Origin of the sequence: Pseudomonas sp. 51_B (genome assembly GCF_017491595.1) — a bacterium.
Classification (GTDB): Bacteria; Pseudomonadota; Gammaproteobacteria; order Pseudomonadales; family Pseudomonadaceae; genus Aquipseudomonas; species Aquipseudomonas promysalinigenes.
The window spans coordinates 100,072-126,202 of the sequence record NZ_JAFGYW010000012.1; the positions used below are offsets into that span (position 1 = coordinate 100,072).

General features: G+C 61.4%; 27 protein-coding genes and 6 tRNA genes. 11 read left to right on the plus strand and 22 right to left on the minus strand.

The window, feature by feature from the left end; all coding sequences use genetic code 11:
* Positions 1–517: 517 nt before the first annotated feature.
* Entirely contained in the window at positions 518–1,690 is a 1,173-nt protein-coding gene (locus J5M56_RS14920; RefSeq protein ID WP_060480576.1) for a multidrug effflux MFS transporter, read from the minus strand.
* 143 nt (positions 1,691–1,833) lie between these two features.
* Between J5M56_RS14920 and J5M56_RS14925 the strand changes: the two genes are divergently transcribed.
* Positions 1,834–2,703, plus strand: coding sequence for a LysR family transcriptional regulator (locus J5M56_RS14925; protein ID WP_186478219.1), 870 nt, complete (start codon positions 1,834–1,836; stop codon positions 2,701–2,703).
* A 526-nt stretch (positions 2,704–3,229) separates the two neighbouring features.
* Here the strand turns inward: J5M56_RS14925 and J5M56_RS14930 are convergent.
* Both J5M56_RS14930 and J5M56_RS14935 read right to left on the minus strand, forming a co-directional pair.
* Positions 3,230–3,305 (minus strand) — tRNA-Thr (locus J5M56_RS14930).
* Positions 3,306–3,375: 70 nt separating this feature from the next.
* Positions 3,376–3,786, minus strand: a complete 411-nt coding sequence (locus J5M56_RS14935; protein WP_186478218.1) for a pilin — start codon at positions 3,784–3,786, stop codon at positions 3,376–3,378.
* A gap of 214 nt (positions 3,787–4,000) precedes the next feature.
* Here J5M56_RS14935 and J5M56_RS14940 point away from each other — a divergent pair, with 214 nt between their 5' ends.
* From J5M56_RS14940 to yacG, 4 genes are read left to right on the plus strand one after another with little or no spacing between them, the layout of a single operon-like run.
* Complete coding sequence (locus tag J5M56_RS14940) at positions 4,001–5,209, plus strand: type II secretion system F family protein (RefSeq protein ID WP_207937231.1); 1,209 nt, start codon at positions 4,001–4,003, stop codon at positions 5,207–5,209.
* A gap of 2 nt (positions 5,210–5,211) precedes the next feature.
* Positions 5,212–6,078, plus strand: coding sequence for an A24 family peptidase (locus J5M56_RS14945; RefSeq protein ID WP_060480580.1), 867 nt, complete (start codon positions 5,212–5,214; stop codon positions 6,076–6,078).
* Positions 6,078–6,701, plus strand: coding sequence for a dephospho-CoA kinase (coaE, locus tag J5M56_RS14950; RefSeq protein WP_186478216.1), 624 nt, complete (start codon positions 6,078–6,080; stop codon positions 6,699–6,701). Before J5M56_RS14945 ends, coaE begins: the two co-directional genes overlap by 1 nt.
* Positions 6,698–6,898 (plus strand): DNA gyrase inhibitor YacG, encoded by a 201-nt coding sequence (gene yacG, locus J5M56_RS14955; RefSeq protein ID WP_186478215.1) that lies wholly within the window; start codon positions 6,698–6,700, stop codon positions 6,896–6,898. Before coaE ends, yacG begins: the two co-directional genes overlap by 4 nt.
* Positions 6,899–6,992: 94 nt before the next feature.
* Here yacG and J5M56_RS14960 read toward each other — a convergent pair whose 3' ends face one another.
* Positions 6,993–7,679 carry an energy-coupling factor ABC transporter permease gene (locus J5M56_RS14960; RefSeq protein ID WP_186478214.1) on the minus strand — a complete coding sequence of 229 codons (687 nt, stop codon included), beginning with the start codon at positions 7,677–7,679 and terminating at the stop codon, positions 6,993–6,995.
* Between the two features lie 104 nt (positions 7,680–7,783).
* Between J5M56_RS14960 and J5M56_RS14965 the strand changes: the two genes are divergently transcribed.
* From J5M56_RS14965 to J5M56_RS14975, 3 genes are all read left to right on the plus strand, one after another.
* Positions 7,784–8,413, plus strand: coding sequence for a DUF1780 domain-containing protein (locus tag J5M56_RS14965; RefSeq protein WP_060480583.1), 630 nt, complete (start codon positions 7,784–7,786; stop codon positions 8,411–8,413).
* Between the two features lie 132 nt (positions 8,414–8,545).
* Positions 8,546–8,719, plus strand: a complete 174-nt coding sequence (locus J5M56_RS14970) for a DUF3094 domain-containing protein (RefSeq protein WP_054886115.1) — start codon at positions 8,546–8,548, stop codon at positions 8,717–8,719.
* An 84-nt stretch (positions 8,720–8,803) separates the two neighbouring features.
* The gene (locus tag J5M56_RS14975) at positions 8,804–10,099 is read left to right on the plus strand and encodes an NAD(P)/FAD-dependent oxidoreductase (RefSeq protein WP_186478213.1); all 1,296 of its coding nucleotides are present in this window, start codon (positions 8,804–8,806) and stop codon (positions 10,097–10,099) included.
* Positions 10,100–10,235: 136 nt separating this feature from the next.
* On the opposite strand, the gene J5M56_RS14980 is transcribed toward J5M56_RS14975, so the two are convergent.
* The 8 genes from J5M56_RS14980 to rluD all read right to left on the minus strand — a co-directional run bounded on the left by J5M56_RS14980 (position 10,236) and on the right by rluD (position 15,441).
* A tRNA-Lys gene (locus J5M56_RS14980) sits at positions 10,236–10,311 on the minus strand.
* Between the two features lie 5 nt (positions 10,312–10,316).
* A tRNA-Pro gene (locus J5M56_RS14985) sits at positions 10,317–10,393 on the minus strand.
* A 48-nt stretch (positions 10,394–10,441) separates the two neighbouring features.
* Positions 10,442–10,517, minus strand: a tRNA-Lys gene (locus J5M56_RS14990).
* A gap of 6 nt (positions 10,518–10,523) precedes the next feature.
* Positions 10,524–10,600, minus strand: a tRNA-Pro gene (locus J5M56_RS14995).
* Positions 10,601–10,604: 4 nt separating this feature from the next.
* A tRNA-Asn gene (locus J5M56_RS15000) sits at positions 10,605–10,680 on the minus strand.
* 355 nt (positions 10,681–11,035) lie between these two features.
* Positions 11,036–13,600 carry an ATP-dependent chaperone ClpB gene (gene clpB / locus J5M56_RS15005; RefSeq protein WP_186478212.1) on the minus strand — a complete coding sequence of 855 codons (2,565 nt, stop codon included), beginning with the start codon at positions 13,598–13,600 and terminating at the stop codon, positions 11,036–11,038.
* 141 nt (positions 13,601–13,741) lie between these two features.
* Complete coding sequence (gene pgeF, locus J5M56_RS15010) at positions 13,742–14,482, minus strand: peptidoglycan editing factor PgeF (protein ID WP_207937232.1); 741 nt, start codon at positions 14,480–14,482, stop codon at positions 13,742–13,744.
* Positions 14,479–15,441, minus strand: a complete 963-nt coding sequence (gene rluD / locus J5M56_RS15015; RefSeq protein WP_060480205.1) for a 23S rRNA pseudouridine(1911/1915/1917) synthase RluD — start codon at positions 15,439–15,441, stop codon at positions 14,479–14,481. Before rluD ends, pgeF begins: the two co-directional genes overlap by 4 nt.
* A gap of 147 nt (positions 15,442–15,588) precedes the next feature.
* Here rluD and J5M56_RS15020 point away from each other — a divergent pair, with 147 nt between their 5' ends.
* Together J5M56_RS15020 and J5M56_RS15025 are read left to right on the plus strand one after the other, a co-directional pair.
* Positions 15,589–16,608, plus strand: a complete 1,020-nt coding sequence (locus tag J5M56_RS15020; RefSeq protein WP_060480202.1) for an outer membrane protein assembly factor BamD — start codon at positions 15,589–15,591, stop codon at positions 16,606–16,608.
* Between the two features lie 92 nt (positions 16,609–16,700).
* On the plus strand, positions 16,701–16,931 hold the full coding sequence (locus tag J5M56_RS15025; protein ID WP_060480201.1) for a PP0621 family protein: 231 nt from the start codon (positions 16,701–16,703) through the stop codon (positions 16,929–16,931).
* Positions 16,932–16,987: 56 nt separating this feature from the next.
* Here J5M56_RS15025 and thiO read toward each other — a convergent pair whose 3' ends face one another.
* Genes thiO through J5M56_RS15050 form a run of 5 tightly spaced genes read right to left on the minus strand, consistent with a single transcriptional unit; the run spans position 16,988 to position 19,825 of the window.
* Positions 16,988–18,085 carry a glycine oxidase ThiO gene (thiO, locus tag J5M56_RS15030; RefSeq protein WP_186478209.1) on the minus strand — a complete coding sequence of 366 codons (1,098 nt, stop codon included), beginning with the start codon at positions 18,083–18,085 and terminating at the stop codon, positions 16,988–16,990.
* Positions 18,086–18,137: 52 nt separating this feature from the next.
* Positions 18,138–18,527, minus strand: coding sequence for a type IV pilin protein (locus tag J5M56_RS15035; protein WP_207937233.1), 390 nt, complete (start codon positions 18,525–18,527; stop codon positions 18,138–18,140).
* 1 nt (position 18,528) lies between these two features.
* Positions 18,529–19,002 (minus strand): hypothetical protein, encoded by a 474-nt coding sequence (locus tag J5M56_RS15040; protein WP_207937234.1) that lies wholly within the window; start codon positions 19,000–19,002, stop codon positions 18,529–18,531.
* Positions 18,999–19,646: a pilus assembly protein PilW gene (locus J5M56_RS15045; RefSeq protein ID WP_207937235.1), complete on the minus strand. Its 648-nt coding sequence runs from the start codon at positions 19,644–19,646 to the stop codon at positions 18,999–19,001. Before J5M56_RS15045 ends, J5M56_RS15040 begins: the two co-directional genes overlap by 4 nt.
* Positions 19,643–19,825 (minus strand): prepilin-type N-terminal cleavage/methylation domain-containing protein, encoded by a 183-nt coding sequence (locus tag J5M56_RS15050; RefSeq protein WP_207937236.1) that lies wholly within the window; start codon positions 19,823–19,825, stop codon positions 19,643–19,645. Before J5M56_RS15050 ends, J5M56_RS15045 begins: the two co-directional genes overlap by 4 nt.
* A 109-nt stretch (positions 19,826–19,934) precedes the next feature.
* Between J5M56_RS15050 and J5M56_RS15055 the strand changes: the two genes are divergently transcribed.
* Positions 19,935–20,414: a GspH/FimT family pseudopilin gene (locus tag J5M56_RS15055; RefSeq protein ID WP_207937237.1), complete on the plus strand. Its 480-nt coding sequence runs from the start codon at positions 19,935–19,937 to the stop codon at positions 20,412–20,414.
* A 1-nt stretch (position 20,415) separates the two neighbouring features.
* Here the strand turns inward: J5M56_RS15055 and ispH are convergent, their stop codons facing one another.
* Genes ispH through ribF form a run of 5 tightly spaced genes read right to left on the minus strand, consistent with a single transcriptional unit; the run spans position 20,416 to position 26,094 of the window.
* Positions 20,416–21,363 (minus strand): 4-hydroxy-3-methylbut-2-enyl diphosphate reductase, encoded by a 948-nt coding sequence (ispH, locus tag J5M56_RS15060; RefSeq protein WP_207937238.1) that lies wholly within the window; start codon positions 21,361–21,363, stop codon positions 20,416–20,418.
* 14 nt (positions 21,364–21,377) lie between these two features.
* Positions 21,378–21,815 carry an FKBP-type peptidyl-prolyl cis-trans isomerase gene (fkpB, locus tag J5M56_RS15065; RefSeq protein WP_060480193.1) on the minus strand — a complete coding sequence of 146 codons (438 nt, stop codon included), beginning with the start codon at positions 21,813–21,815 and terminating at the stop codon, positions 21,378–21,380.
* Positions 21,808–22,323: a signal peptidase II gene (gene lspA / locus J5M56_RS15070; protein WP_060480192.1), complete on the minus strand. Its 516-nt coding sequence runs from the start codon at positions 22,321–22,323 to the stop codon at positions 21,808–21,810. The genes fkpB and lspA overlap by 8 nt, the downstream gene beginning before the upstream one ends.
* Positions 22,316–25,147: an isoleucine--tRNA ligase gene (gene ileS, locus J5M56_RS15075; protein WP_207937239.1), complete on the minus strand. Its 2,832-nt coding sequence runs from the start codon at positions 25,145–25,147 to the stop codon at positions 22,316–22,318. Before ileS ends, lspA begins: the two co-directional genes overlap by 8 nt.
* Positions 25,144–26,094, minus strand: a complete 951-nt coding sequence (ribF, locus tag J5M56_RS15080) for a bifunctional riboflavin kinase/FAD synthetase (protein WP_207937240.1) — start codon at positions 26,092–26,094, stop codon at positions 25,144–25,146. Before ribF ends, ileS begins: the two co-directional genes overlap by 4 nt.
* Between the last annotated feature and the right edge of the window lie 37 nt (positions 26,095–26,131).

The following is a 26,131-nucleotide window of genomic DNA, read 5'->3' on the forward strand; positions in this document are numbered from 1 at the left end:
AGGAGTCGAATCGGGCACCTTTCACCCAGCAAAATAAGGACCATAGATAGCTTTACGCCACCACTGTATACCTAAACATATACCTAAAACGAAAAGTACCTCCACCCAGCCCTTGGCATGCTACTCCATCCACCATCCCGCCGCGGGGGTAGTGAGCGGCACCTGGCGCGGGTAGGCCACGGGTGGAGGATCGTTCACCCCCACCGGGGAACTACATGCCCGCCATTCCGGGTGTGAACATAGCAACCAAGTCGATGCCAAGGGGGTTGTGTATAGCCGGGCACCACTCCCCCGAAACGGTGGGGGTGGCGTTTCACCACCTAATGACCGTGGCTGCTCGCCGGCGGGTGTTGCTATGACAGCAATCCCTTGGCAGGCAATTACGGGAAATCCCGTATTCAAAGCCCCATCTGCCTGATGGTCTTGTGCTACATCGTACGCCAGACCGAAGCGCCTGAGCCAATACCAAAGGCCATCCTGAAGAAACCTTGTGAGGGCTATCTCATGGGGCTATCAACTACGCGCCCGATGTTGTTTGCAGAGAGAATGGTAAACATGCGGACAATGCGAGCAGACTAAACACCAGTACCGCGCCGCCGAGTACGCTAAAGCTCGTGCCGAAAGCCGCGCTCACGACCATTGCCATAAGCGCAGCGCTGCCGATCTGGCAGAACCCAACCAATCCCGACGCGGTAGCCGCATACCCATGCTCGCTGGCGATGGCACCGGAGACCGCCAGCGACAGCGACGATCCGTTAGCAAGGCTGACTAGGCACATTGGCAGTACCACGGCCGCCGCGCCAGACCACCCCAATGCCGCGGCAGTGAGAAACGCTGTGCCGCCGAGTACAAAACATGCAATGCCGACAGTGACGATGCGGTCGTAGGGCCAGCGGTCAAGCAATCGCTTCGCCAGCAAGTTCGCGCCAACGATGCCTGCCGTCAGCGGCAAATACAGCCAGCCACTCTGTTCTTCGCTCAATCCCGCCCGTACGAATAGGAACGGCGACTGCGTCAGATATACGAACCACGCGCAGTAGATCGTGCAGACCACCAGCGTATAGCGGCGAAAGGTCCGGTCGCGTAGCACATGGCTAAATCCGGCAAAAGGAGAAGTCCGAGTGCGCGCCGACACGGGCAGCGTTTCAGGCAGTAACGTCAACGCCATCAGCAGCGCCACAGCGCCAAAGGCCGCCACGAACAGGAAGTCGGCCCGCCACCCAAACGCGACGGCCAAATGCCCGCCAATAGCCGGAGCCAAAGCCGGCGACAGCGACACTATTGGATAAACCACCGCATAGACCTTGGCCGAGATCCGCTTATCGCAGGTATCGGCAATAAGCGCCCGGCCGATGACCAGTCCCGCTGCCGCTCCAACCGCTTCAACCATACGCCAAGCCAGGAAGCCTACATAGCTGCCCGACGCCGCGCAGCCCAGAGAACCGATCAGGTAGAGCACACCACCGGCCAGCACCACTGGCTTGCGGCCGTGACGGTCAGACAACGGACCGTAAGCCAGTTGCGAGATAGCCAGTGCCAGCAGGTAGAAAGAAACCGTCTGCGGCATTTGCCAGTCGGCGATATCGAACTCGGTAGTCATGCTCGGCATGGCGGGAAGGTAGATATCCGAAGCAATGAGACCAAATGTACTCAGCATGGCAACGGTCAGGATAAAAGATAAACGAGGCATGGCGCTCCCAAGCAACCGGTTTGGATTAGTTGCGGATCAAGGGTTCAACGGAATGAACACTATGTTAAAGAGATGCCTTAAATGCGAAAATGCATGAAAAAGCATTCTATGGCTGCATATTTGCAACAAGGTGAAGAGCGGAGATGAACTGGGACGACATACGGATTTTCCTGGCGGTACAGCGTGCCGGCACCCTCCGCGGTGCGGCCCAACATCTGACCATCGACCAGACTACGGTCAGCCGGCGCCTGGCCGGGTTGGAGCAGGCTCTGGGCAGTCGGCTGTTCCTGCGCAGCACTGGTGGCTTGGTATTGACCGACACCGGCCAGCAGGTAGTGCGTATGGCCGAAGGCATGGAGCGCATGGCCGTCTCCTTCGAGCGGCGCGGTGAAGGCACCGACACGCACGCCTCTGGCGAGGTGCGTGTGACAACCACCGATGCACTCGCCGTGGATTTCGTTGTACCGGCCATCGAGCGGCTACGTGCCAGCCACCCCGAGGTGCGCGTGATCTTGACCACTACCACACGGCTGCTCGACCTAGGACGCAGGGAAGCCGATGTTGCCGTGCGCACCTTGCGACCGGAGCAACCCGACCTGATCGTGCGGCAACTCGCTCGCTGGGATGTTGGCCTGTACGCAAGCCGGAGTTACTTGGAGCAACACGGGGAGCCAAGGCCTGGAGAAGCTTTCGCAGGCCACGACATTGCGCTTTACCAAGAAGGCGTGACAGTGCGCCAGGACGAGACACTGGCAGGCGAATCCAGAGCTCAAGGCCGCGTGGTCGCTGAACTGGATTCAAGCCTGATGCTGGCGACCTTCGTACGCGCTGGCCTGGCCTTAGGCGAGTTACCAGAATATGTAGCCCGGCGTGATTCTGAACTGGTGCGGTTATGGCCTGATCGTCATCGGGCCAAGTCCTATGAAGCGTGGCTGGTTCTACATCAGGACTTGGCCCACACCACCAGAGTACGTGTGGTCGTGGACGCAATCATGGCCGCTTTCAGTGACTGATGGCGTCCCATACAGCACTCGGCAAGACACTAGTCGCGATGCTCAGGCTGGTGAGCTGGACGCCTGATTATCTGATAACTACCCAGTACCCGGGTAGTTCACGGCAGGCAGCTCGGTCAGCTGCTGGGTCTACGACACCTGCACATTTTCGTTGCTCCTGCGCTTTTTCGTCAGACCTGCTGGCCCACCCCGGCCTGGCGCGCCTTCGCCGCCAGGGTCAGGCCACCATGGGTCTGCCCCTGATCCGCTGCCAGGCCGGCTAGTCCTCGCGGACAACGGCGGCAGTGCTTGGCCGACTCTGTACCGCCTCGGGAAGCCAGCCCACCCTGTCGATTTCTAGACAGCGTGTCGTTCTCACGCACTGGCGCTCGTCGAGTCGATCAATATTGGTAGTTTCGCCTAGGGTGACATCACCCTGTCTTCCTCACTAGAGACAGAGCGAGACAGGTAGAAACAAGAAAGCCCGCACTTGGCGGGCTTTTCAGGGGGTTCCGTATACAAGGAGAGGCGTATCGGAACAGCTGGATGGTGCCGGAGACAGGAATCGAACCTGCGACCTTCGCGTTACGAGTGCGCTGCTCTACCGACTGAGCTACACCGGCGTGTAGCGCAACGTACCACTGCCGCCCCGGTCACGTAAACCCCTGTTTCCCCGGCGTTATTCCCTTTACTTCAGGACGCTTTGCAACCTTTGGGCGCCAGGTCCTCGTCGATATCGGTCGCGCAGCTCCAACCCGTCGGGGAGCGGGTCAGGGTAAGGCGCTTGCCCAATGCATTGGCCGGGGCATCGACCAATGTGCATTCGATACTGCCTGCCCCATCCGACGCCTTGCTGCTGACCGTGATAGCACAGTTGGCCGTAGTCGGTTGGCCGCCCAACTCGGCTACGTTGCTGACATCCTTGCCCTCATTCAAGCGCAGCTCCATCGCCGTCTTCAGCGCACTGATTTCCAGCAGCCCCGCTGCCGCCTTGGTGCGGGCCTGGTGATTGGTGTACATCGGGAGGGCGATGGTCGCCAGAATGCCGATGATCGCGACGACGATCATCAGTTCGATCAGGGTGATACCGCGTTGCCCTTTCATGAACGATTTCCTTTTTGATACGGGTTCGAGTGAAGGTCAGGCTCGCCCTCAACTGGCAGCGGCGCAGTAGGCCTGAACAGACACCTTTTGTCACCCCTGCTCGGCAAGGGCCGCGCTTCGCTGAACTACTCTAGTGAGCGACACGGACATACGCCCGCTCATGGACGCGGCAAGCTGTTTCCAGGCTTGTCGCACGAGCTAAAAGGACCTTTGCATGAACCCATCGACGCATCTCTATTCCTGGCGTGGGAACGACGCCAGCGGCGCTACGCTCAGTGGCCAAGTGAGTGGGCGCAGCCCGGCTTATGCCCGGGCCGGTTTGCAGCGCCAGGGCATTCGCGTGGTAAGCCTGCGCCCAGCGGGGGGCTTGCAGTGGCGCTTGCCCAAGCCACGGGAAAAAGCCGACCCAGCGGGCTTCAGCCGGCAATTGGCGACCTTACTCAGGGCCGGGGTGCCGCTGTTGCAGGCCTTCGAAGTGATGGGCCGCAGTGGTTGCAGTGCCGGGCAGGCAGCCTTGCTGGATAAATTGAAACGGGATGTGGGATCTGGGCTGGGCCTGGCGGATGCGCTGCAGCGCCATCCGGCGTGGTTCGATGATTTGTACTGCAACCTGGTACGCGTGGGGGAACAATCAGGGACGCTCGATCGGCAGCTGGAACAACTGGCGGGGATGCTTGAGCAGCATCAGTTGCTGCGTAAACGGGTACGTAAGGCAATGCTGTACCCGCTGCTGCTGTTGCTGACTGGCCTAGGTGTTTCGGCAGTTCTGTTACTGGAGGTAATCCCGCGTTTCGAGCAATTGTTTGCCGGTTTCGACACTGCTTTACCAGCCTTCACACAATGGGTGATCGACTTGTCCACAGGCGTGGGACGGTTCGGGCCGTTGCTGTTGTCGATCACGTTTGGTTTGGGTTTTGGCCTGGCCCGGCTGTATCGGAAGCATGCGCCAGCGCGCTTGTGGCTAACTGCCAGGGCCTTGCGCATTCCTGTGTTCGGCAAGCTGCTTAGCCAAGCGGCGCTGGCGCGCTTCGCACGAACCCTGGCCACTTCCTACACAGCAGGGGTCCCGTTGCTGGATGCGTTGGTGACGGTGGCCAGGGCCTGCGGCAACGACCTGCACGAACAAGCGGTGCAGCGGCTACGCCTTGGCATGGCCAACGGGCAGGCGCTGAACCAGGCAATGGCCAGTGATCCACTGTTCCCCCCTTTGCTGGTGCAACTCACGGCGATTGGGGAATCCAGCGGAACGCTGGACCAGATGCTGGACAAGTCAGCCAGCCATTACGAAGAACAGGTGCGTCATGCCCTGGACCAATTGACCGGCCTGCTGGAGCCGGCCATCGTGGTGGTGCTGGGGGTGTTGGTAGGCGGGCTGGTGGTGGCGATGTACCTGCCGATCTTCCAACTGGGTAGCTTGATCTGAACATGGCCGCCTGGACTGCACTGGCTGAACAGCCGTCATATTTCATTTGCCTGGCAGCGGTGCTCGGGCTGCTGATGGGCAGTTTTCTCAATGTACTGGTGCATCGCCTGCCGATCATGCTCGAGCGCCAGTGGCAGCGTGAGGCGCAGCAGGTGCTGGGCTTGCCTACCCGGCAGCACGAGCGCTTCGACCTGCTGCTACCCGCTTCCCACTGCCCACCGTGCAAGCATGCGATTCGCGCATGGGAGAACATTCCGGTAATCAGTTACCTGGCATTGCGCGGACGCTGCTCGGCTTGCAAGCAGCCGATCAGTGCCCGCTATCCATTGGTCGAAGTGGCCTGTGCATTATTGTCGATGGCGGTGGCATGGCATTCTGGCGTCAGCCTCCAGGCCCTTGCCCTGCTGATGCTGACCTGGAGCCTGTTGGCACTGAGCCTGATCGACCAGGACCAACAGCTTTTGCCTGATGTGCTGGTGCTGCCGACGCTATGGCTGGGTTTGATGGTCAACGCCTTCGATATGCTGGTCGCATTGCCCGATGCCCTCTGGGGCGCGGTGGCCGGTTACCTCAGCCTGTGGTCGGTGTACTGGGTATTCAAGCTGGTCACCGGCAAGGAAGGCATGGGCTATGGCGATTTCAAGTTATTGGCGCTCATCGGCGCGTGGGGCGGCTGGCAGGTACTACCGATGACCATGCTGTTATCATCGCTGATCGGTGTGGTCGCGGGCTTGTGCCTGCTGCGCCTACGCAAGCAATCGGCCAGTACTGCCATCGCCTTTGGCCCTTATCTGGCAACTGCGGGGTGGATTGCTGTGCTCTGGGGTGATGAAATATACGCCTTCTACCTGCAACTGTTTGGAATGTGATGACCAGCAAGGCCTTCACCCCCTGGATTCTCGGGCTGACCGGCGGCATCGGCAGCGGCAAGAGCGCCGCCGCCGAGCGCTTCGTCGAGCTTGGCGTGCACTTGGTCGATGCCGATCAAGCGGCGCGCTGGGTAGTCGAACCTGGCCGCCCGGCACTGGCCAGCATCGTCGAGCGTTTTGGCCCCGGCGTGTTGCAGGGCGATGGCCAACTGGATCGTGCGGCCTTGCGCCAACTGATCTTTGCCGACCCGGCTCAGCGCAAGTGGCTGGAGCAACTGCTGCACCCACTGATCGGCCAGGAAATCTTCAGCTACCTGGCCAAGGCGCAGTCGCCCTATGCGGTTTATGTGTCGCCGCTGCTTATCGAATCGGGCCAACATCAGAAGGTCCAGCGCGTGCTGGTCATCGATGTGCCGCAGGAAATCCAGGTGGCACGCACCCTGGCCCGGGACAACACCAGCCCCGAGCAGGTGCAGGCCATCCTCAAGGCGCAGCTGGCCCGTGAGGAGCGTCTAGCTCATGCTGACGACGTGGTGAACAACAATGCCGACCTGGCCGCGCTGTACACGCAGATTGACCGCTTGCACCACTTTTACCTGACTTTACGAGGAGGCCAGCCATGAGCCAGCCATTGACCGTCGATTGCCCGACCTGTGGCGCACCTGTGGAATGGAACGATAAAAGCGCGTTCCGGCCGTTTTGTTCCGATCGCTGCAAGCTGATCGACCTGGGCGCCTGGGCGGCAGAAGAGCACAAGATTCCGGTGGCCCCGGACGCCGAAGACGAGCTGTTTTCCGGGGAACTAGAGCCGCGGCACTGAGCATGATGTAGCTGTACCGGGCGCTTGGCAGTTAAACCCTCCTACCGGCCTCTGCGCGGGTTTGCTCGCGAAGTGCTCGGCACAGTCGATACATTCATCCGCGCTCGTCATCCTTCCACGGCGCCTGCAAATACCGGGTGCGGTTAAACGTTTCCAGCCAGTCCGGGCAAAACACCACCAAGGCGCTGATCACCGTACCGTTGATGAATGCCTCCGGAAACATCATCAACCACAGATAGCCGATAAAGTCGCTGAGCCACTCTGGCATAGCGAAGCGGCCATCCAGCCATAGCACCCCTAATGCTACCGGCAGGCAAATCAGCACCGTCAGCGCAGCGGGGAAAAAACCCGAACAGAAGATGTACACGAACAGGTTACGCGGCTGCGCACGCTCGACCAAGATCGCGCACACCTCGGTAATCAACACCGGCAAGCCCACCAGCAGCAACCCGTTGACCCCAAGCGCTGCCACGTCCTGCCGCCCTAGCACCAGCAAGCCAAGCTGGGCGAGAAAGCCCCCGAGCACCGCCAGGGGCCAGTCCAGCAGCAAGGTCACCGCCGTCATGCCGATGAAGTGATACGACACACCGGTATCGAAATCACGCCGCACCAGCCACAGGGCAAACAAGCAGAACACCGTACCAAACAGCAGGTGCTGACGCCGCCGATCCGTGCACAGTTCTATCCACCGCGTACGTGATGCTGCCCAAATCAACAAGGCAAAGTACCCCAGCCAACCGAGGGTCATGGTGACAGCAGACAGAACGTAGGCGCTGATCACAGGCAGCTTGCTCCGGGCAGGTCTATTTCGAGTCTATACCCTGATGCCGATTCCCATGGTCGAACAGGGCCTTACGGTCACAATTGCAAGCTAAGCTAGTACCCATGGATGACTCCGACTACCTGCGCCTGCTTACCATCCAGGCCGAACAAGCCAATGCCTTTTTATCCAACGCCCGTAAATGGGAGCGGGAGCGTTGGGTGTGCCAGCGCCTGTTGCAAGGGCTGAACATTCCTTATCGCAGCGATGACTTCACCCCCGCCGGCCAGGAGCCGCCGGACGTGCTTTTTCGCGATGCCGCATTCGAAGTGTTTTTCGTGCTCGACGAGGGCCGCCGGCTGAACGACGAATGGCGAGAAGAGCTGCAGCGTCGGCGCAGTGCCTTTTCTCTGGCGCAGTTGGTACGGCGCCAGACGCGCCCCCGACGTATTGCTGCCACCGAGCTGCTTGCGCGCCTGGCGCCGACCCTGCGCAAGAAGGCCCACAACTATCGCGAGCGCGGGCTGGAGCTGGGCGAGTTGGACATCATCGCCTTCGCCAGCCTCAAGCGTGAGGTGCTCGACCTCAACACGCATTTCCCACCGCCCACCGAATACCTGCGCCAGGGCTGGCGCTCGCTGTCGCTGGTTGGGCCAACGTTCGCCCGGGTGCTGTTCGCCCACCCTGATGCGCCAGATTTTCTGCGCAGCAACTTGGGGCGTAGCATCGTGTTCGATGTAGGCATCAGTCTTTGATCCACTGCCGAGACTCTTTGCGATGGCGTAGACTCGGCGCCAAGGATGCAAAGCATTATCCTCTGTGTGAGGTTCGAGCATGAACACTGTGGCGTTCGTGCAGTCTCAAACGTCTACCTGACGAGGCCCACCATGACCAGCCGCCTGAACCCGGAAGATCAGCGTCGTGTCGATGAGTATCTGCAAGCCCCTCAGCATCAAGTCGAGCGCCGGCCTTTTCGGCCCTGGCTGCTCCTTGTGCTGGTGCTGGCGGTGACCATCGGGTTGGGCCTCGTCAGCCGCCTGCTGAGTGGACTGGTGCTATGAGCTGCCTGGCGCTCGCCCTCCCCTCGTGCAGTTTGCGGCCGGCCCTTTGGGCCAAGAATTCCGTAAACCTTATGAGATATCCCCATGACTCATCGCATCGTGATTGTCGGCGGCGGCGCCGGCGGCCTGGAACTGGCGACCCGCCTGGGTAAAAGCCTGGGCAAGCGCAAGCAGGCCGAAATCACCCTGGTCGACGCCAACCTCACCCACATCTGGAAACCACTGCTGCACGAAGTGGCCGCCGGCTCGCTGAACTCCTCGGAAGACGAGCTGAACTACGTGGCCCAAGCCAAGTGGAACCACTTCAACTTCCAGCTGGGCCGCATGAGCGGCCTGGACCGTGAGGGCAAACAGATCCAACTGGCCGCAACCCTTGATGAAGAGGGCCGCGAATTGTTGCCTGCGCGCGTGCTGGGCTATGACACCCTGGTGATTGCGGTGGGGTCCAACACCAACGACTTCGGCACCCTGGGCGCAGCGCAGCACTGCCTGTTCCTCGATACCCGCAAGCAGGCCGAGCGCTTCCACCAGCAGTTGCTGAACCACTACCTGCGTGCGCACGCTGGTGATGTAGCCAGCGAAAAGATCAGCGTGGCCATCGTCGGCGCAGGGGCCACGGGCGTGGAGCTGGCAGCCGAGCTGCACCACGCCGCCCACGAGCTGGCGGCTTATGGCCTGGACCGCATCCAGCCCAAGGACATGCATATCACGGTCATCGAGGCCGGCCCGCGTGTATTGCCGGCGTTGCCTGAGCGTATCAGCGTGCCGGTCCACAAGACCCTGGAAAAGCTCGGTGTCAAGGTGATGACCAATGCCGCGGTCAGTGAAGTGACCGAAGATGGCTTGAAAACCAAGGACGGTGAAGTGATTCAGGCCAGCCTCAAGGTCTGGGCGGCAGGCATTCGCGCGCCGGCCTTCCTGAAGGATATCGATGGCCTGGAAACCAACCGTATCAATCAGCTGGTGGTGCGCCCTACCCTGCAAACCACCCGCGATGACGATATCTTCGCCTTTGGTGACTGTGCCGCGTGTCCGCAACCAGACAGCGACCGGAATGTTCCCCCACGCGCCCAGGCCGCGCACCAGCAGGCTTCGATGCTGGCGCAAAGCTTGAAGGCGCGCCTGGAAAACAAACCACTGCCGACCTACGCGTACAAGGACTACGGCTCACTGGTATCGCTGTCGCGCTTCTCGGCGGTCGGCAACTTGATGGGTAACCTGATGGGCAGCGTCAAGCTGGAGGGGTGGCTGGCGCGGATGTTCTACGTGTCGTTGTACCGCATGCACCAGATGGCGCTTTACGGGTTCTTCCGCACCGCGCTGATGATGTTGGGCAGCAAGATTGGCCGAGGCACCGAACCGCGTCTGAAGCTGCACTGATCACTTTTAGGAGCGGGTTCTCGCGTGAATGCGGCTGTAGCCTTACAGCCCACTCGCCGGTGAACCCGCACACAGTGGCTTTGCTGAATGCAGGGCAAAGAAAAAGGGCATCTCATTCGAGATGCCCTTTTCTATATGGTGGGTCGTGTAGGATTCGAACCTACGACCAATTGGTTAAAAGCCAACTGCTCTACCAACTGAGCTAACGACCCGGAAATGGTCGGGGTGAGGGGATTCGAACTCCTGACATCCTGCTCCCAAAGCAGGCGCGCTACCGGACTGCGCTACACCCCGAGGTCTTGCAAAAAAAAGGGCACCTCACTCGAGATGCCCCTTTTTACATGGTGGGTCGTGTAGGATTCGAACCTACGACCAATTGGTTAAAAGCCAACTGCTCTACCAACTGAGCTAACGACCCGGAAAATGGTCGGGGTGAGGGGATTCGAACTCCTGACATCCTGCTCCCAAAGCAGGCGCGCTACCGGACTGCGCTACACCCCGAGATTGGCTCCGCGACCTGGACTCGAACCAGGGACCCAATGATTAACAGTCATTTGCTCTACCGACTGAGCTATCGCGGAACTGAACTTCGGCACATCTTTACCACTTCGAAGCCTGTGTTAGCTTCGGACTCTTTGGCTTACCGCTTTCGCGTTCTAGCTGCTGAGGCCGGCTATTCTACATTCTTCGTTTTGCTTGTCAACCACTTTTTTTCGTTCAACTTACTGATTTGTAAGTTGTTTTGCGGCCACCGATGTTGCTGGTGATTCGCTTAGTGCCTGACAACGCGGCGTATATTAGGGTCACTCGTTTTTTGATGCAAGCAAAAATTTCAAAATTTTCAGCGGGTTACCCATAATTGTTGCAGAGCCTCGATTTTGCGGGCGCGCACACGAAAAAAAGCCCCGCAAATGCGGGGCTCGTGTGCAGCGGCGGTCAGGCAAAGACGATTTCGTCGCCCTGCACTTTGGCGGTGATCGCAGTGCCAGGGATGAACTTGCCAGCCAGGATCAGCTGCGCCAATGGGTTCTCGATCCAGCGCTGGATCGCCCGCTTCAGCGGACGAGCGCCATAGACCGGGTCGTAACCCACCGCAATCAGCTTGTCCAACGCCTCTGGGCTCAAAGTCAGCGACAATTCGCGCTCCAGCAGACGGCTGCGCAGGCGGCCAAGCTGGATTTCGGTGATGCCTGCGATCTGCTCGCGGCCCAGTGGCTCGAACACCACCACTTCGTCGATACGGTTGATGAACTCCGGACGGAAGTGCGCGCCCACAGCATCCATCACCGCCGCACGCTGCGCCTCCCGGTCACCCACCAATTCCTGGATCTGCGCAGAGCCCAGGTTGGAGGTCATTACGATCACCGTGTTCCGGAAGTCCACCGTACGGCCATGGCTGTCGGTCAGACGGCCATCTTCGAGCACCTGCAGCAATACGTTGAACACGTCCGGGTGAGCCTTCTCCACTTCGTCCAGCAATACCACCGAATAGGGTTTGCGACGCACGGCTTCGGTCAGGTAACCGCCCTCTTCATAACCCACATAGCCTGGCGGGGCACCGATCAGGCGAGCCACGGAGTGTTTCTCCATGAACTCGGACATGTCGATACGCACCATGGCCTCCTCGGTGTCGAACAGGAACTCGGCCAGCGCCTTGCACAGTTCGGTCTTGCCCACGCCGGTCGGGCCGAGGAACAGGAACGAACCACTGGGGCGGTTCGGATCGGACAACCCGGCACGCGAGCGGCGCACGGCATTGGCAACGGCGGTCACCGCTTCGCCCTGGCCGATCACCCGCTGGTGCAACAGCTCTTCCATCTTCAGCAGCTTCTCGCGCTCACCCTCGAGCATCTTGGCCACGGGAATACCGGTCCATTTCGATACCACTTCGGCAATTTCTTCCTCGGTGACCTTGTTGCGCAGCAGTTGGTTGTCAGTCTTGCCGTGCTGGTCGACCATCTGCAGGCTGCGCTCCAGGTCTGGGATCACCCCATACTGCAGCTCGGCCATGCGGCTCAGGTCACCCTTGCGACGGGCGCTTTCCAGCTCTTGGCGAGCTTGTTCGATCTTCTGCTGGATCTGCGCCGAGCCCTGCACTTCGGCCTTCTCCGAAGCCCAGATCTCTTCCAGGTCAGAGTACTCGCGCTCTAACCGCTCAATTTCCTCGGTGAGCTTCTCCAGACGCTTCTTGGCCGCCTCGTCCTGCTCTTTCTTCAGTGCCTGGGATTCAACCTTGAGCTGGATCAGGCGACGGTCGAGGCGGTCGAGCACTTCCGGCTTGGAGTCGATTTCCATCCGAATGCGGCTGGCCGCTTCGTCGATCAGGTCAATGGCCTTGTCGGGCAATTGGCGGTCAGTGATGTAGCGATGGCTGAGCTTGGCCGCAGCGATGATCGCCCCGTCGGTGATGGCTACCTTGTGGTGCACTTCATAGCGCTCTTTCAAGCCGCGCAGAATCGCGATGGTGTCTTCCTCGCTCGGCTCTTCCACCAGCACCTTCTGGAAACGGCGCTCCAGCGCCGCGTCTTTCTCGATGAACTGGCGGTATTCGTTGAGCGTAGTGGCGCCCACACAGTGCAATTCACCACGGGCCAGGGCGGGCTTGAGCATGTTGCCAGCGTCCATTGCACCTTCGCCTTTACCGGCGCCAACCATGGTGTGCAATTCGTCGATGAACAGGATGATCTGGCCTTCCTGCTTGGACAGCTCGTTCAGCAGGCCTTTCAGGCGCTCTTCGAACTCGCCCCGATATTTGGCACCAGCAATCAGTGCGCCCATATCCAGCGCAAGCAAGCGCTTGCCTTTGAGGCCGTCTGGCACTTCACCGTTGATGATGCGCTGGGCCAGGCCCTCGGCAATGGCGGTCTTACCCACGCCAGGCTCACCGATCAGCACGGGGTTGTTCTTGGTACGGCGTTGCAGCACCTGCACCGTGCGGCGGATTTCATCGTCGCGGCCGATCACCGGGTCAAGCTTGCCCTCTTCGGCGCGCTTGGTCAGGTCGACAGTGTACTTGTCCAGCGCCTGACGCGACTCCTCGGCATTGGCGTCGTTCACCGCCGCGCCGCCACGCAGGTTGTTGATGGCGTTTTCCAGGGCCTTCTTGCTTACGCCTTGGCTGAGCAGCAGCTTGCCGAGCTTGCTGTTCTCGTCCATGGCGGCCAGCAATACCAATTCGCTGGAAATGAACTGGTCGCCTTTCTGCTGGGCCAGGCGGTCAGCCTGGTTGAGCAGGCGCGCCAAGTCCTGGGACATGTTCACGTCGCCGGTTGGGTTCTGGATTTTCGGCAACTGATCAAGTTCTTTGACCAAAGCCTGGCGCAGGCTGTTGATGTCGAAACCAACCTGCATCAGCAGCGGTTTGATCGAACCACCCTGCTGCTCGAGCAGTGCCTGCAAAAGGTGCACGGGCTCGATGGCGGGGTGATCCATGCCAACGGCCAGGGATTGGGCATCGGATATTGCAAGCTGAAGCTTGCTGGTCAAACGGTCTATTCGCATGGGGTTACCTTCCTTTAAAGGGCAGGTAGGAGCGATGGACAGCGCCTGTTCGTGAAGAAACCTGCCTGAGATGACCTTATAGATAAGGTTGATTCTGGAAGTTTCAAGCGTAGCGGGGTTGACCGAGGTCAGCTTTTTTGATTAGCGCCCGGTGAGCCAGACCAACGAGGCAAAGCGCCCGCCTTGAGGGGTGCGCCGATAGGAGAAAAAGCGGGCATCGTTGACCGTGCAGTAGCCCCCGCCATAAACGGCACACACACCCCGTGCCGCCAAGCGAATTCGCGCCAGCTCGTAGATGTCGGCCATCAGTTTGCCCGGCCGCTGCCCCTCGACAAACGCCCTGGCAGCTTCAGGATGCACAGCGGTAAAGGCATCGCGCACCTCCAGGCCAACTTCGAAGGCTTTGGGGCCGATGGCCGGCCCAAGCCAGACCAGCACCTTTTCAGGCGCTAGTGCCAGGCGCTCGAGGGTCGCCTCGAGCACGCCGCCGGCTAGCCCGCGCCAGCCGGCATGGGCGGCGGCCACGCGTGTACCGGCACGGTCGCAGAACAGCACCGGCAGGCAATCGGCAGTCATCACGGCGCAGGCGATCCCCGGTTGGTCGGTCCAGCTGGCATCGGCTTGGCTAACGACGGCCGGGTCGGCATCGGCCACTACCAGGCCATGCACCTGCTTGAGCCAGGCGGGCTGGATGTCGAAGGTATGGCTCAGGCGCTGACGGTTCGCGGCGACCGCGGCAGGGTCGTCACCTACGTGGTCGCCAAGGTTGAAGGTTTCATAGGGCGGCAGGCTGACACCGCCCGCGCGGGTCGTGACACAGGCGCGCACCGAGGCCGGGGCAGGCCAATCGGGAAATAGCAGCGACTGCGTCAGGCCGGTCATCCAACAAAACTCTCGCGGTCGTGGTTCAACAGCGAAAGCAGCCAGACGAAGTCATCCGGCAACGGCGATTCCCATTTCATGATTTCGCCGGTGATCGGGTGAGCCAATGCCAGGAAGCGGGCATGCAGCGCCTGGCGCGGGAAAGTCTTCACTGCTTCGACCATGGTTGGGCTGGCCGCTGGCGGGATGCGGAAGCGCCCGCCGTAGGTCTGATCACCCACCAACGGGAAGCCGACATGGGCCATGTGCACGCGGATCTGGTGCGTACGGCCGGTTTCCAGCTTCACACGCACGTGGGTATGCGAGCGGAAGCGCTTGAGCACGCGGTAGTGGCTGACGGCAGGCTTGCCGCCGTCGGTCACCGCCATACGCTGACGCATGCCGCCGTGGCGGCCGATCGGGGCATCGATCTTGCCCCCAGCGGTGACCACGCCAATGACGATGCATTCGTAGATACGGCTGACCTTGCGCGCCTGCATCTGCTCGACCAGCTTGGTCTGGGCTTGCAGAGTCTTGGCCACGACCATCAGCCCGGTGGTGTCTTTGTCCAGGCGATGGACGATACCGGCGCGCGGCACGTTGACGATATCGGGCACGTGGTGCAACAAGGCATTGAGCAGCGTACCGCTGGCATGCCCGGCAGCCGGGTGCACAACCAGCCCGGCAGGCTTGTTGATCACCATGATGTGCTCGTCCTCGTAGACGATATCCAGTTCGATATCTTCTGCGACCCACTCGCCCTGGGCCTCTTGCTCGGCCTCAAGCACGAGTTGCGAGCCACCATGGACGAGGTCGCGAGGGCGCACGACTGCACCATCGACCGTCAGGCGGCCTTCTTTGATCCACGAAGTAAGCCGCGAACGCGAATACTCGGCGAACAATTGGGCGGCGACCTGGTCGAGGCGTTGACCGCCCAAATCGGACGGTACCTCTGCGCTAAGTTGAATGATCTCGGACATGCTCGATTCGGCGGGCGCACAGCCTTTGGTTTCGGCTGCGAGCTTGTGGTTAAATACGGCTTCTTTTGTCCCGGGGTTGGCCGGGGCGCTCATCATAACAGGACGGCACCGCCCAAGACAGCGGCCGTCAAAGGGACGCAAGCCGCCATGCAAGTGAAACACCTGCTGCTGATCGCCATCCTCGGGCTCACCGCGGCCTGTTCCTCCAATAAGGAAGTCATTGACGAGAACCTCAGTGAGGCCGAGCTGTATCAACAGGCTCAGGCTGATCTGGACAACTCCAGCTACACCAGCGCCGTGAACAAGCTCAAGGCCCTGGAGTCGCGTTACCCATTCGGCCGTTACGCCGACCAGGCGCAGCTTGAGCTGATCTACGCCAACTACAAGAACTCCGAGCCCGAAGCTGCCAAGTCGGCCGCCGAGCGCTTCATTCGTCTGCACCCGCAGCACCCGAACGTGGACTACGCCTACTACCTCAAGGGCCTGACCTCGTTCGACCAGGACCGTGGTCTGCTGGCGCGCTTCCTGCCGCTGGACATGACCAAGCGTGACCCGGGCGCTGCCCGCGACTCGTACAACGAGTTCGCCCAGCTGACCAGCCGCTTCCCCAACAGCCGCTACGCCCCCGATGCCAAGCAGCGCATGATCTACCTGCGCAACCTGCTGGCGGCCTATGAAATCCACGTGGCCGACTATTACCTGGGCCGCCAGGCTTACGTGGCAGCTGCCAACCGTGGCCGCTACGTGGTCGAGAACTTCCAGGAAACCCCATCGGTCGGCGACGGCCTGGCCGTAATGGTCGAGGCGTATCAGAAGATGCACCTGGACGAGCTGGCTGCAACCAGCCTGGAAACCTTAAAGCTCAACTACCCAGACCATCCAAGCCTGGTAGATGGCCAATTCCAGCCCCAGCAGACCGAATCTGACGGCCGCAGTTGGTTGTCCAAGGCCACCCTGGGCCTGATCGAAACCGATACACCGCTGCCGCCGGGCGAAACCCGCGCCAACCAGGATGTGGTCAAGCAGTTCCAGGATGCGCGCGACGAGATGCCGCGAGAGCTGCTGCCTGAAGACGAAAACGGCGACCCGATCGTGCCAGCAGGCCCGAAAGAGGCCGAGAAAGACCGCTCGTGGTTCAGCTACATGACCTTTGGTCTGTTCGACTGACACAAGCGTCGTGAGAAAGGGAGGCCCAGGCCTCCCTTTTTTCATGGCTGCGCCCTAGACTGTCGGCTTCTATCACCAACAAGCTGGACATCATGGTTCGCCTACTTTTCTGGATCGCCCTGATCGCCGCCGCGTTCTGGCTGTGGCGCAAATTCAAAGTCAGCCAGCAATCACACGCCGAGCCCAAGCTCGATGCGCCGCTGCAGATGGTGCGCTGTGCGCACTGCGGCGTTCACCTGCCCAACGACCGTGCGCTACAGCAAGGCGCCCAGTGGTATTGCAGCCAGGCTCACCTGCAACAGGGGCCTGGGCCATCTCGGTAAGCCGGGCACGTGTGAGGCCCTATCGGCAGTCAGGGGCGCGCGCACCGGGCCGGCTTTCAGGCTAGTCGCCCCTCAGGCGCATAAGGTGCCGGGTCGATGATCGGTTCGCCCCCCGTCAGCAAATCGGTGAACAATTGGCATGACGCCGGCGCCAGCACCAAGCCGTTACGGTAATGCCCGCAATTCAGCCATAGCCCTTGATGCCCTGGCACCGGCCCGATGTAGGGAACACCCTCTGGCGAGCCTGGGCGCAATCCCGCCCAATGCGCCACGACCGTGGCATCCTTGAGTGCAGGCAGCAGCTCGATGGCCGATGCCTTGAGGCTGGCAAGCGCCGCTTCAGTTGGCGTCTTGTCGTAACCGGCATGCTCCAGGGTACTGCCCACCAGAATGTGCCCGTCCCGACGTGGAATGGCGTAGCGCCCCTTTGCCAGTACCATGCTCGGTAGGAAGTCTTCGGCACATTTGAACAGGATCATCTGGCCCTTCACCGGCTCCACTGGCAACTCCAGCCCCACCGTGCGCAGTAGATCGCCGCTCCAAGCGCCGGCACTGAGCACCACATCATCTGCAGCCAGCACGCCTTCGGCGGTTCGCACCCCCGTCACCCGCCCATTTTCATGGACGAAACCACTGACCTGGCAATGCTCGCGCAAGGACACGTTAGGCAACGCCAGCAGCGCTGCCTTGAGCGACTTCACCAGCCGAGGGTTGCGCACGTTGGCCACACCGGCCATGAAGACCGCATGCTTGAAGCCAGGGCCCAATACCGGTACAGCGTCGTAGGCGGCTGAAATATCCACGGCACTGAGTGGCCGCTGTTCACGCGCGGCCCAGGCCAGGGCCTGGGCTTCATCGTCCAGATCGAGCCAGTACAGCCCCGTGGTATGAACTTGTGGATCGATCCCCGTGGTGGCGAACAGGCGCTCGCCCAACTGCGGGTAATAATCCTGCGACCAGTGCGCCAGCGCGGTAACCGCCGGGCTGTACCGCCATGGATAAAGGGGCGAAACGATGCCGCCACCGGCCCATGAAGACTCACGGCCCACTTCGCCCTGGTCACACACCACCACCTGGCCAACCTTCGCCGCCAGATTGTATGCGGTCAGCAGGCCGATCACGCCGCCACCGACCACCACTACTTGCTTGCTCATCTGTCGATCCAACACCTGAAGTAAATCCGCGATGCCTGGGCACCTCCAACCGTCAGCTTCCCCAGCAGCGCTCACTGCCGCCAACAGCGCCCGGATTACTCCGCACACCTGCCTGGTCGAGCTGATAGTCGCCACAGCGATCCTCGGCCATCAGGCTACTTGGCAGCCTGCGAGCGATCAGCGTGAAGGTGTCGCTGTCACGCAGGGCCTGCAAACGGTAATGGCGGTTGCCAGCGGGCAGTTGTGGATCGCCTTCGGCGTACTGGCCGGTGCGCACGCGGTGGTGCTCCAGGCGCAGCGCAGCATCATGCAGCAGGCCAACCACTTCGCTTCGTGCGGCCCGCCTGAGCTGTTCGCTGTAACTGGGGTAGGCAATGGCTGCCAGAATGCCGGTCACGGCCACGACAATCAACAACTCGATCAGCGTCATCCCTTGCTGCATGTCAGTCTTGCCTCAGTCTCTGCCGCCAAAGGATACGCTTGGGGGCCTGTGGTTGAGCGGTTGGTATGGCATAAACGGCTTCCAGCACCTGCCTGGCTGATGGCTGCCGGCTCACGGCTGTCACTCGGTACAACGTGACCGATTCACCTTCGGGCATGTGTACTGCGCGGTCGGTTTGGCCAAGGTTCTGCAAATGGAAATAGCCAAGCTCGTGGCTTTGCCAGCGGCCGCGCAGGTCATGCGGGCCTGCCGGTGGCAGGCAGTCGTTGCACGGCGCTGGCGGTGAGCGCTGCAGTGCTTGCAGGCCTGCCAGCAGTACAGTGTCGGCGTCTTTAAGGGCCTGCAGGCTCTCGCGCATGTCACCGCTTAACCGGGTCTCGATCAGCGCTTGGCGCAAGGCCGAGGTGGCCAGTAAGGCCAGCAACAGGTTGAATACCAAGGCCAGTAAAAGCACCATCCCGCGTTCACGGTTCATGAGTCGGCACCCAAATTGCGTAACGCTATGCTGATTTCGTGACGCTGTTCCAGTTGCAGCGTTGGCTCGAACAACGTCAGGGCTATGTCGATGCGCCCGGCACCTGGCGTTTTTTCATGAGTGACCTGCATCTGGCGTACGTGCTCGATCAGCGGCTGGGTACTGCGACCCCACACGAAATACAGCGTCGAGTCCTTTAACTCGTAGCGGTGACGGCTAAGCCGCAAGGCCATATGCTCCCCGAAATGCGCCGGGGGCAGGTCGGAAACCACGGCCTTTTTTCGGCAGTCAGTGAACAGCGTCCAGTCAGGCTTGCCGGTGTAGGCAGAGGTTTCGGCCACCACCAGTTCCAGGCTCGACGGCCCAATAAGCAGCGGCTGGGCCAGTGCCTGCCGAGCCGATGGGTCCTTGATGTCGTCGGGCCTGAGCTGCAGGCATCCGAACATGCCGGCCATCCGGACATCCTGGGCCATGCGCAGCAACGCCAGCCGCGCATCGTCCTGAAGCCGCAGCGCAGCCCCCTGCAGCCGCCAAGCTTGATGGCTGGCCACCAACAGCTGACTGGCAGCCGTCAGCACCATCAGCCCCATCGCCAAGGCAAGCATCGCCTCCAGCAACCCGAAGCCTGCCTGGGTTCGCCTCACGGCTGGCCCCGCTCGTGTTGGCTGTACCGCGCGAAAGCCTCGCCACCCTCACGGCGCGCGCTGTCGGTCATTTGCAAAGCCTTCAACTCAATGGCGGCCGAGGCCACTATGCCAACGGCCACCACCATGACAGCCAGTAGCACTTCCAGGAGCGTCGTGCCCCGTTGCTTGTTGCGCATCCCTGCACCTCCCGCGACTTTTCCTGCAATGGCATTGAATCTCGTCGACTGGACCGTTGGGCCAATGACCGTGAAGCTACAGCGAAGCACTTCCAGGGAGGAATGCACGGTGAGGCAACGTGGTGTAACACTGATTCAAATGATGTTGGCTGTGGCCATGGTCGCCTTGCTCACACAGCTCGGTATGCCTGCCTACGCGAGGTTGAGCGAAAATCTGCATGGGGAAGCGGCGGCTCGGGAACTGGCCCAGGCGCTGCGAAGTGCGCGTGGCCACGCCATTCTGCAAGGCCGGGAAGTGTTGGTACGGCCTATCGAGAATGACTGGGGCAAAGGTTGGCGGGTGCTGCTCGCACACAACCAGCAACTGCTGCGCGAACATCGTCTGGCACGGCCGATGAAAATAGCGGAAAACGCAGGTGGGCAAGTGACATTCAATGCCCAGGGAATGCCAGAGGGGCGCTTCGGCGCGACGCTGAGCGTGTGCGAACGTACCTCAACGCGCCGCTCACACACTGTAGTGATATCTCGTGCTGGCAAAATCGACCTGCGCACAGGTGAGACGGCAGGCTCACCGTGCGCAGGCACCTGACTCAGATCAGCGAACGAACTCGCAGCTCTTTGGGCATGGAGAAGGTGATGTTCTCCGGCCGCCCATCAAGCTCTTCGGCGCCCGTCGCGCCCCAGGCCTTGAGCTGGTCGATCACGCCACGCACCAGCACTTCAGGGGCCGAAGCGCCGGCAGTGATGCCGATGCGCGCTGCCTGGTCGAACCAGTTGCGCTGCAGGTCTTCGGCACCGTCGATCAGGTAGGCCGGGATGCCCATGCGCTCAGCCAGCTCGCGCAGGCGATTGGAGTTCGAGCTGTTAGGGCTTCCGACCACCAGTACTACATCGCATTCGCCGGCCAGTTGCTTGACCGCATCCTGGCGGTTTTGCGTGGCGTAGCAGATGTCGTCCTTGCGCGGGCCGCCAATGTTGGGGAAGCGTGCGCGCAGGGCATCGATGACACGGCTGGTGTCGTCCATCGACAGCGTGGTCTGGGTCACGAAAGCCAGGTGATCTGGGTCGTTGACCTGCAACTGGGCAACATCGTCTTCGTCTTCGACGAGGTAGATGGCGCCCCCATTGCTCGGGTCATACTGCCCCATGGTGCCTTCGACCTCCGGGTGCCCTTCGTGGCCGATAAGGATGCACTCACGGCCGTCACGGCTGTACTTGGCCACTTCGATATGCACCTTGGTGACCAGTGGGCAGGTCGCGTCGAATACCTTCAGGCCACGACTGGCAGCTTCCTGGCGCACAGCTTGGGAAACACCGTGAGCACTGAAGATGACGATGACATCATCCGGCACCTGGTCCAGCTCTTCGACGAAGATAGCGCCGCGATTGCGCAGGTCTTCCACCACGAACTTGTTGTGCACCACCTCGTGACGCACATAGATCGGCGGGCCGAAGACTTCCAGCGCACGGTTGACGATCTCGATCGCCCGGTCGACCCCCGCGCAGAAGCCGCGCGGGTTGGCGAGTTTGATTTGCATGATCGGCTCCAGGCCTACAGGGCCTTGACCTCGAGGATCTCCACCTCGAAGGTCAGGGTCTTGCCAGCCAGTGGGTGATTGAAATCGATGGTCACCTGGTCGTCGTCGAAGGCTTTGACCACACCCGGCAGCTCGGTGTTGGCGGCATCGTTGAAGATGATCAGCAGCCCTTCGGACAGCTCCATGTTTTCGAAGTTGGAGCGTGGCATGACCTGCACGTTCTGTGGGTTGGGCTGACCGAAAGCGTTCTCCGGCGCCACCGCAACGGTGCGCTTGTCACCTGCCTTGAAACCGAACAACGCATTTTCGAAGCCTGGCAGCAGATTGCCGTCGCCGACCTTGAACGTAGCCGGAGCCTTGTCGAAGGTGCTGTCGACGGTATCGCCGTTTTCCAGGTGCAGCGCGAAGTGCAGAGTGACTTCGGTGTTCTGGCCGATACGGGTGTCAGTCATGGACTGGTTCCTCGGACTTCTTGCTCTTGAACATATCCAGCGCCAGCATCACCGCACCAACGGTGATGGCGCTGTCGGCCAGGTTGAAGGCCGGGAAGTAATGACGGTTTTGCCAATGCACCAGGATGAAGTCGACCACATGGCCAAGCACGATGCGGTCGTAAAGGTTGCCCAGCGCACCGCCGAGCACCAGCGCCAGCGCCACCGCCAGCCAGGTTTCACCGCGCCCAAGGCGCTTGAGCCAGACCACCAACACCGCACTGACCACCACCGCAATCAGGGCGAACAGCCAGCGCTGCCAACCGGCGCCATCAGCCAGGAAACTGAAGGCAGCACCGGTGTTGTAGGCCAGTGTCCAGCTGAAGTAGTCAGGGATGACGACGATCTGCTGGTACATGGTCAGGGCGTTGTCGAAATACAGCTTGGTGGCCTGGTCGAGGACCAGCACCAGCAAGCTCAGCCACAGCCATGCAAGGCGCCCGAAACGCCCCGCTGCAGGGTTAGGCATAGTGGCGCACCTCGCCTTGGCCGGTCAGGTTGTCCACGCAACGGCCACAGATTTCCGGGTGCTCCGGGTGGCTGCCGACGTCGGCGCGGAAGTGCCAGCAACGGCCGCACTTGGCGTGGCCTGACTTGACCACCTGCAGCTTCAGGCCCTCCACTTCGGTAGCCACGGCCTCGGCCGGCGCCTGGGCGAACGGCACCACGCTGGCGGCGGAGGTAATCAGTACGAAGCGAAGCTCGTCGCCCAGCTTGTTCAGGTCGGCCATCAGGCTTTGCTCAGCGAACAAGGTGACTTCGGCCTGCAGGTTGCCACCGATGACCTTGGCGGTACGCTGGTTTTCCAGCTCCTTGTTGACCGCAGCCTTCACGGCCATGACGCGGTCCCAGTAGGCGCGGTCCAGCTCGGTGCCTTCTGGGAGCTCGGCCAGGCCCTGATACCAGCCGTTGAGCATCACCGACTCGTTGCGCTCACCCGGCAGGTACTGCCAGATTTCGTCGGCAGTGAACGCCAGGATCGGTGCGATCCAGCGCACCAGTGCCTCGCTGATGTGGTACAGCGCGGTTTGGCAGGAACGGCGCGCGACACTGTTTGCGCCAGTGGTGTACTGGCGGTCCTTGATGATGTCGAGGTAGAAGCCGCCCAACTCCTGCACGCAGAAGTTGTGGATCTTCGAGTAGACGTTCCAGAAGCGGTATTCGCCGTAGTGCTCTTCCAGCTCGCGCTGCAGCAGCAGGGTACGGTCCACAGCCCAGCGGTCCAGGGCGATCATCTCCTGCGGGGCCAGCAGGTCGGTTACCGGGTTGAAACCACTCAGGTTGGAAAGCAGGAAGCGCGCAGTGTTGCGGATACGGCGGTAGGCATCGGCGCTACGCTGCAGGATCTGCTCCGACACGGCCATCTCGCCGGAGTAATCGGTCGCGGCCACCCACAGGCGCAGGATATCCGCACCCAAAGTATTGTTGACCTTTTCTGGCTCGATGGTGTTGCCCAGCGACTTGGACATCTTGCGGCCGCTTTCGTCCACGGTGAAGCCGTGGGTCAGCAGCTCGCGGTACGGCGCGTGGCCGTCGATTGCGCAACCGGTCAGCAACGACGAGTGGAACCAGCCGCGGTGCTGGTCGGAACCTTCCAGGTACAGGTCGGCACGTGGCCCGGTGGCGTGGCCGATGTCGTGGGAGCCACGCAGCACGTGCCAGTGGGTGGTGCCGGAGTCGAACCAGACGTCCAGGGTGTCGGAGATCTTGTCGTACTGGGCCGCTTCGTCACCCAGCAATTGGGCGGCGTCCAGTTTGAACCAGGCTTCGATGCCCTCTTGCTCGACGCGCTTGGCCACGGCCTCCATCAGCTCGACGGTGCGCGGGTGCAGCTCGCCGGTCTGCTTGTGCAGGAAGAATGGGATCGGCACGCCCCAGTTGCGTTGACGCGAGATGCACCAGTCTGGGCGGTTGGCGATCATCGAATGCAAGCGCGCCTGGCCCCAGGCCGGGACGAATTTGGTGTCTTCGATGGCCTTGAGTGCACGTTCGCGAAGCGGCTCGCCAGTGCTCGGCTGCTTGTCCATGCCGACGAACCACTGCGCGGTGGCGCGGTAGATCAGCGGCGTCTTGTGGCGCCAGCAGTGCATGTAGCTGTGGCTGATGGTTTCGGTATGCATCAGCGCGCCGACTTCGCTGAGCTTGTCGACGATCGCCGGGTTGGCCTTCCAGATGAACTGGCCGCCAAAGAATGGCAGCGATTCGACGTATACGCCGTTGCTCTGCACCGGGGTCAGGATATCGTCGTTGACCATGCCATAGCGCTTGCAGGTGACGAAGTCGTCTTCACCGTAGGCCGGGGCCGAGTGCACCACGCCAGTGCCTGCGCCCAGTTCTACGTACTCGGCCAGGTACACAGGCGACAGGCGGTCGTAGAACGGGTGGCGGAAATCGACCAGTTCCAAGGCCGAGCCTGGCGCGGTGGCGATCACCGAACCTTCCAGGTTGTAGCGCTTGAGGCAAGACTCTACCAACTCTTCGGCCAGCACCAGCAGACGCTCGCCGGTATCAACCAAGGCGTACTTGAAGTCTGGGTGGATGTTCAGCGCCTGGTTGGCCGGGATGGTCCACGGGGTGGTGGTCCAAATCACGATAGCAGCCGGTTTGGCCAGCGACGCCAGGCCGAAGGCGGCAGCCAGCTTGGCCTCATCGGCAGCCGGGAAGGCCACGTCGATGGTCTGGGATTTCTTGTCGGCGTATTCGACCTCGGCCTCGGCCAGGGCCGAACCGCAATCGAAGCACCAGTTCACAGGCTTGAGGCCTTTGAACACGAAGCCTTGCTTGACCATTTCGGCCAGGGCGCGGATTTCACCGGCCTCGTTGGCGAAGTTCATGGTCTTGTACGGGTTGTCCCAGTCACCCAGCACACCTAGGCGGATGAACTCGGTCTTCTGCCCTTCGATCTGCTCGGCGGCATACTCACGGCACAGCTCACGGGTGCGGTCTGCGGTCAGGTGCTTGCCGTGGGTGACTTCGACCTTGTGTTCGATCGGCAGGCCGTGGCAGTCCCACCCAGGGACGTAGGGCGCGTCGAAGCCGGACAGCGTCTTGGAACGGACGATCATGTCCTTGAGGATCTTGTTCAGCGCATGACCGATGTGAATCTTGCCGTTGGCATAGGGCGGGCCGTCGTGCAGGACGAATTTCGGACGATCCTTGCCAATTTCGCGCAGCTTCTGGTACAGGCCAATGCTGTCCCAGCGCTGCAGGATCTGCGGTTCGCGCTGAGGCAGGCCGGCCTTCATGGGGAAGGCGGTGTCCGGAAGGTTTAGCGTGGCTTTGTAGTCGGTCATTTCAGGCTCTTCGTTAGCGGTTGAGCGTGCCAATGTGCACGTGCGGCGGCGATATCCGCATCGATCGCCGACTTCAGCGCCTCCAGGGAGGCGAATCGCTGCTCTTCACGCAGCTTGTGGTGGAATTCCACCGTCAGGCGCCGGCCATACAGATCGCCGGCATAATCCAGTAGATGAATCTCGAGGTGCGGGCGGCCGTCACCGGCCACCGTCGGGCGCACACCAATGTTGCCCACACCCGGCCAGGCCTTGCCATCGATCTCGATGCTGGCCAGGTAAACCCCGGACAGCGGCACGCGGCGGCGCTTGAGCTGGATGTTGGCGGTCGGTGTGCCGAGCTGGCGGGCCAGCTTCTGGCCATGCATTACGCGGCCAGTGATACGGTACGGGCGGCCCAGCAGGTGCTCGGCCAGCTCGAAGTCGCCTTCGGCCAGCGCCTTGCGCACTTCAGTGCTGCTGACCCGCAAGCCGTCCTGAATCACCGTGTCGGCGGCTTCGACGGTAAAACCGTACTGCTTGCCGGCCGCGACCAGGAAGGCAAAATCGCCAGCGCGGTCGCAACCGAAGCGAAAATCGTCACCTACCTCAAGGTGGCGTACCCCCAGGCCATCGACCAGGATCGCCTGGACGAACGCCTGCGCGCTGAGCTGGCTCAGGCGCTGGTTGAATGCAAGGCACAGCACCCGGTCGACGCCTTCGCCAGCCAGCAGCTCGACCTTGTCGCGCAGGCGGGCCAGCCTGGCCGGCGCGGTATCGGGGGCGAAGTATTCGCGCGGCTGCGGCTCGAAGATCACCACGCAGGTCGGCAGGCCCAGTTCCTGGCCACGCTCGCGCAGGCGCGCCAGGATAGCCTGGTGGCCACGGTGAACCCCGTCGAAGTTGCCAATGGTGGCGACACAGCCCCGGTGCTCGGGGCGCAGGTTGTGAAGACCTCGAACCAGCTGCATAACGCGCTTCTTGCTCATAAAGTGGCCGATTATAACC

What these genes read in the sequence shown, in the direction of transcription:
- ribF (WP_207937240.1), bottom strand. Translation starts at nt 26,094, where the DNA reads ATGCAGCTGGTTCGAGGTCTTCACAACCTGCGCCCCGAGCACCGGGGC.
- ispH (WP_207937238.1), bottom strand. Translation starts at nt 21,363, where the DNA reads ATGCAAATCAAACTCGCCAACCCGCGCGGCTTCTGCGCGGGGGTCGAC.
- J5M56_RS14935 (WP_186478218.1), bottom strand. Translation starts at nt 3,786, where the DNA reads ATGAAAGGGCAACGCGGTATCACCCTGATCGAACTGATGATCGTCGTC.
- J5M56_RS15020 (WP_060480202.1), top strand. Translation starts at nt 15,589, where the DNA reads ATGCAAGTGAAACACCTGCTGCTGATCGCCATCCTCGGGCTCACCGCG.
- J5M56_RS15025 (WP_060480201.1), top strand. Translation starts at nt 16,701, where the DNA reads ATGGTTCGCCTACTTTTCTGGATCGCCCTGATCGCCGCCGCGTTCTGG.
- J5M56_RS14940 (WP_207937231.1), top strand. Translation starts at nt 4,001, where the DNA reads ATGAACCCATCGACGCATCTCTATTCCTGGCGTGGGAACGACGCCAGC.
- clpB (WP_186478212.1), bottom strand. Translation starts at nt 13,600, where the DNA reads ATGCGAATAGACCGTTTGACCAGCAAGCTTCAGCTTGCAATATCCGAT.
- J5M56_RS14965 (WP_060480583.1), top strand. Translation starts at nt 7,784, where the DNA reads ATGGATGACTCCGACTACCTGCGCCTGCTTACCATCCAGGCCGAACAA.
- rluD (WP_060480205.1), bottom strand. Translation starts at nt 15,441, where the DNA reads ATGTCCGAGATCATTCAACTTAGCGCAGAGGTACCGTCCGATTTGGGC.
- J5M56_RS14925 (WP_186478219.1), top strand. Translation starts at nt 1,834, where the DNA reads ATGAACTGGGACGACATACGGATTTTCCTGGCGGTACAGCGTGCCGGC.
- yacG (WP_186478215.1), top strand. Translation starts at nt 6,698, where the DNA reads ATGAGCCAGCCATTGACCGTCGATTGCCCGACCTGTGGCGCACCTGTG.
- fkpB (WP_060480193.1), bottom strand. Translation starts at nt 21,815, where the DNA reads ATGACTGACACCCGTATCGGCCAGAACACCGAAGTCACTCTGCACTTC.
- J5M56_RS14920 (WP_060480576.1), bottom strand. Translation starts at nt 1,690, where the DNA reads ATGCCTCGTTTATCTTTTATCCTGACCGTTGCCATGCTGAGTACATTT.
- J5M56_RS14945 (WP_060480580.1), top strand. Translation starts at nt 5,212, where the DNA reads ATGGCCGCCTGGACTGCACTGGCTGAACAGCCGTCATATTTCATTTGC.
- J5M56_RS15035 (WP_207937233.1), bottom strand. Translation starts at nt 18,527, where the DNA reads ATGCAGCAAGGGATGACGCTGATCGAGTTGTTGATTGTCGTGGCCGTG.
- thiO (WP_186478209.1), bottom strand. Translation starts at nt 18,085, where the DNA reads ATGAGCAAGCAAGTAGTGGTGGTCGGTGGCGGCGTGATCGGCCTGCTG.
- J5M56_RS14975 (WP_186478213.1), top strand. Translation starts at nt 8,804, where the DNA reads ATGACTCATCGCATCGTGATTGTCGGCGGCGGCGCCGGCGGCCTGGAA.
- J5M56_RS15050 (WP_207937236.1), bottom strand. Translation starts at nt 19,825, where the DNA reads ATGCGCAACAAGCAACGGGGCACGACGCTCCTGGAAGTGCTACTGGCT.
- coaE (WP_186478216.1), top strand. Translation starts at nt 6,078, where the DNA reads ATGACCAGCAAGGCCTTCACCCCCTGGATTCTCGGGCTGACCGGCGGC.
- J5M56_RS15040 (WP_207937234.1), bottom strand. Translation starts at nt 19,002, where the DNA reads ATGAACCGTGAACGCGGGATGGTGCTTTTACTGGCCTTGGTATTCAAC.
- lspA (WP_060480192.1), bottom strand. Translation starts at nt 22,323, where the DNA reads ATGCCTAACCCTGCAGCGGGGCGTTTCGGGCGCCTTGCATGGCTGTGG.
- ileS (WP_207937239.1), bottom strand. Translation starts at nt 25,147, where the DNA reads ATGACCGACTACAAAGCCACGCTAAACCTTCCGGACACCGCCTTCCCC.
- J5M56_RS14970 (WP_054886115.1), top strand. Translation starts at nt 8,546, where the DNA reads ATGACCAGCCGCCTGAACCCGGAAGATCAGCGTCGTGTCGATGAGTAT.
- pgeF (WP_207937232.1), bottom strand. Translation starts at nt 14,482, where the DNA reads ATGACCGGCCTGACGCAGTCGCTGCTATTTCCCGATTGGCCTGCCCCG.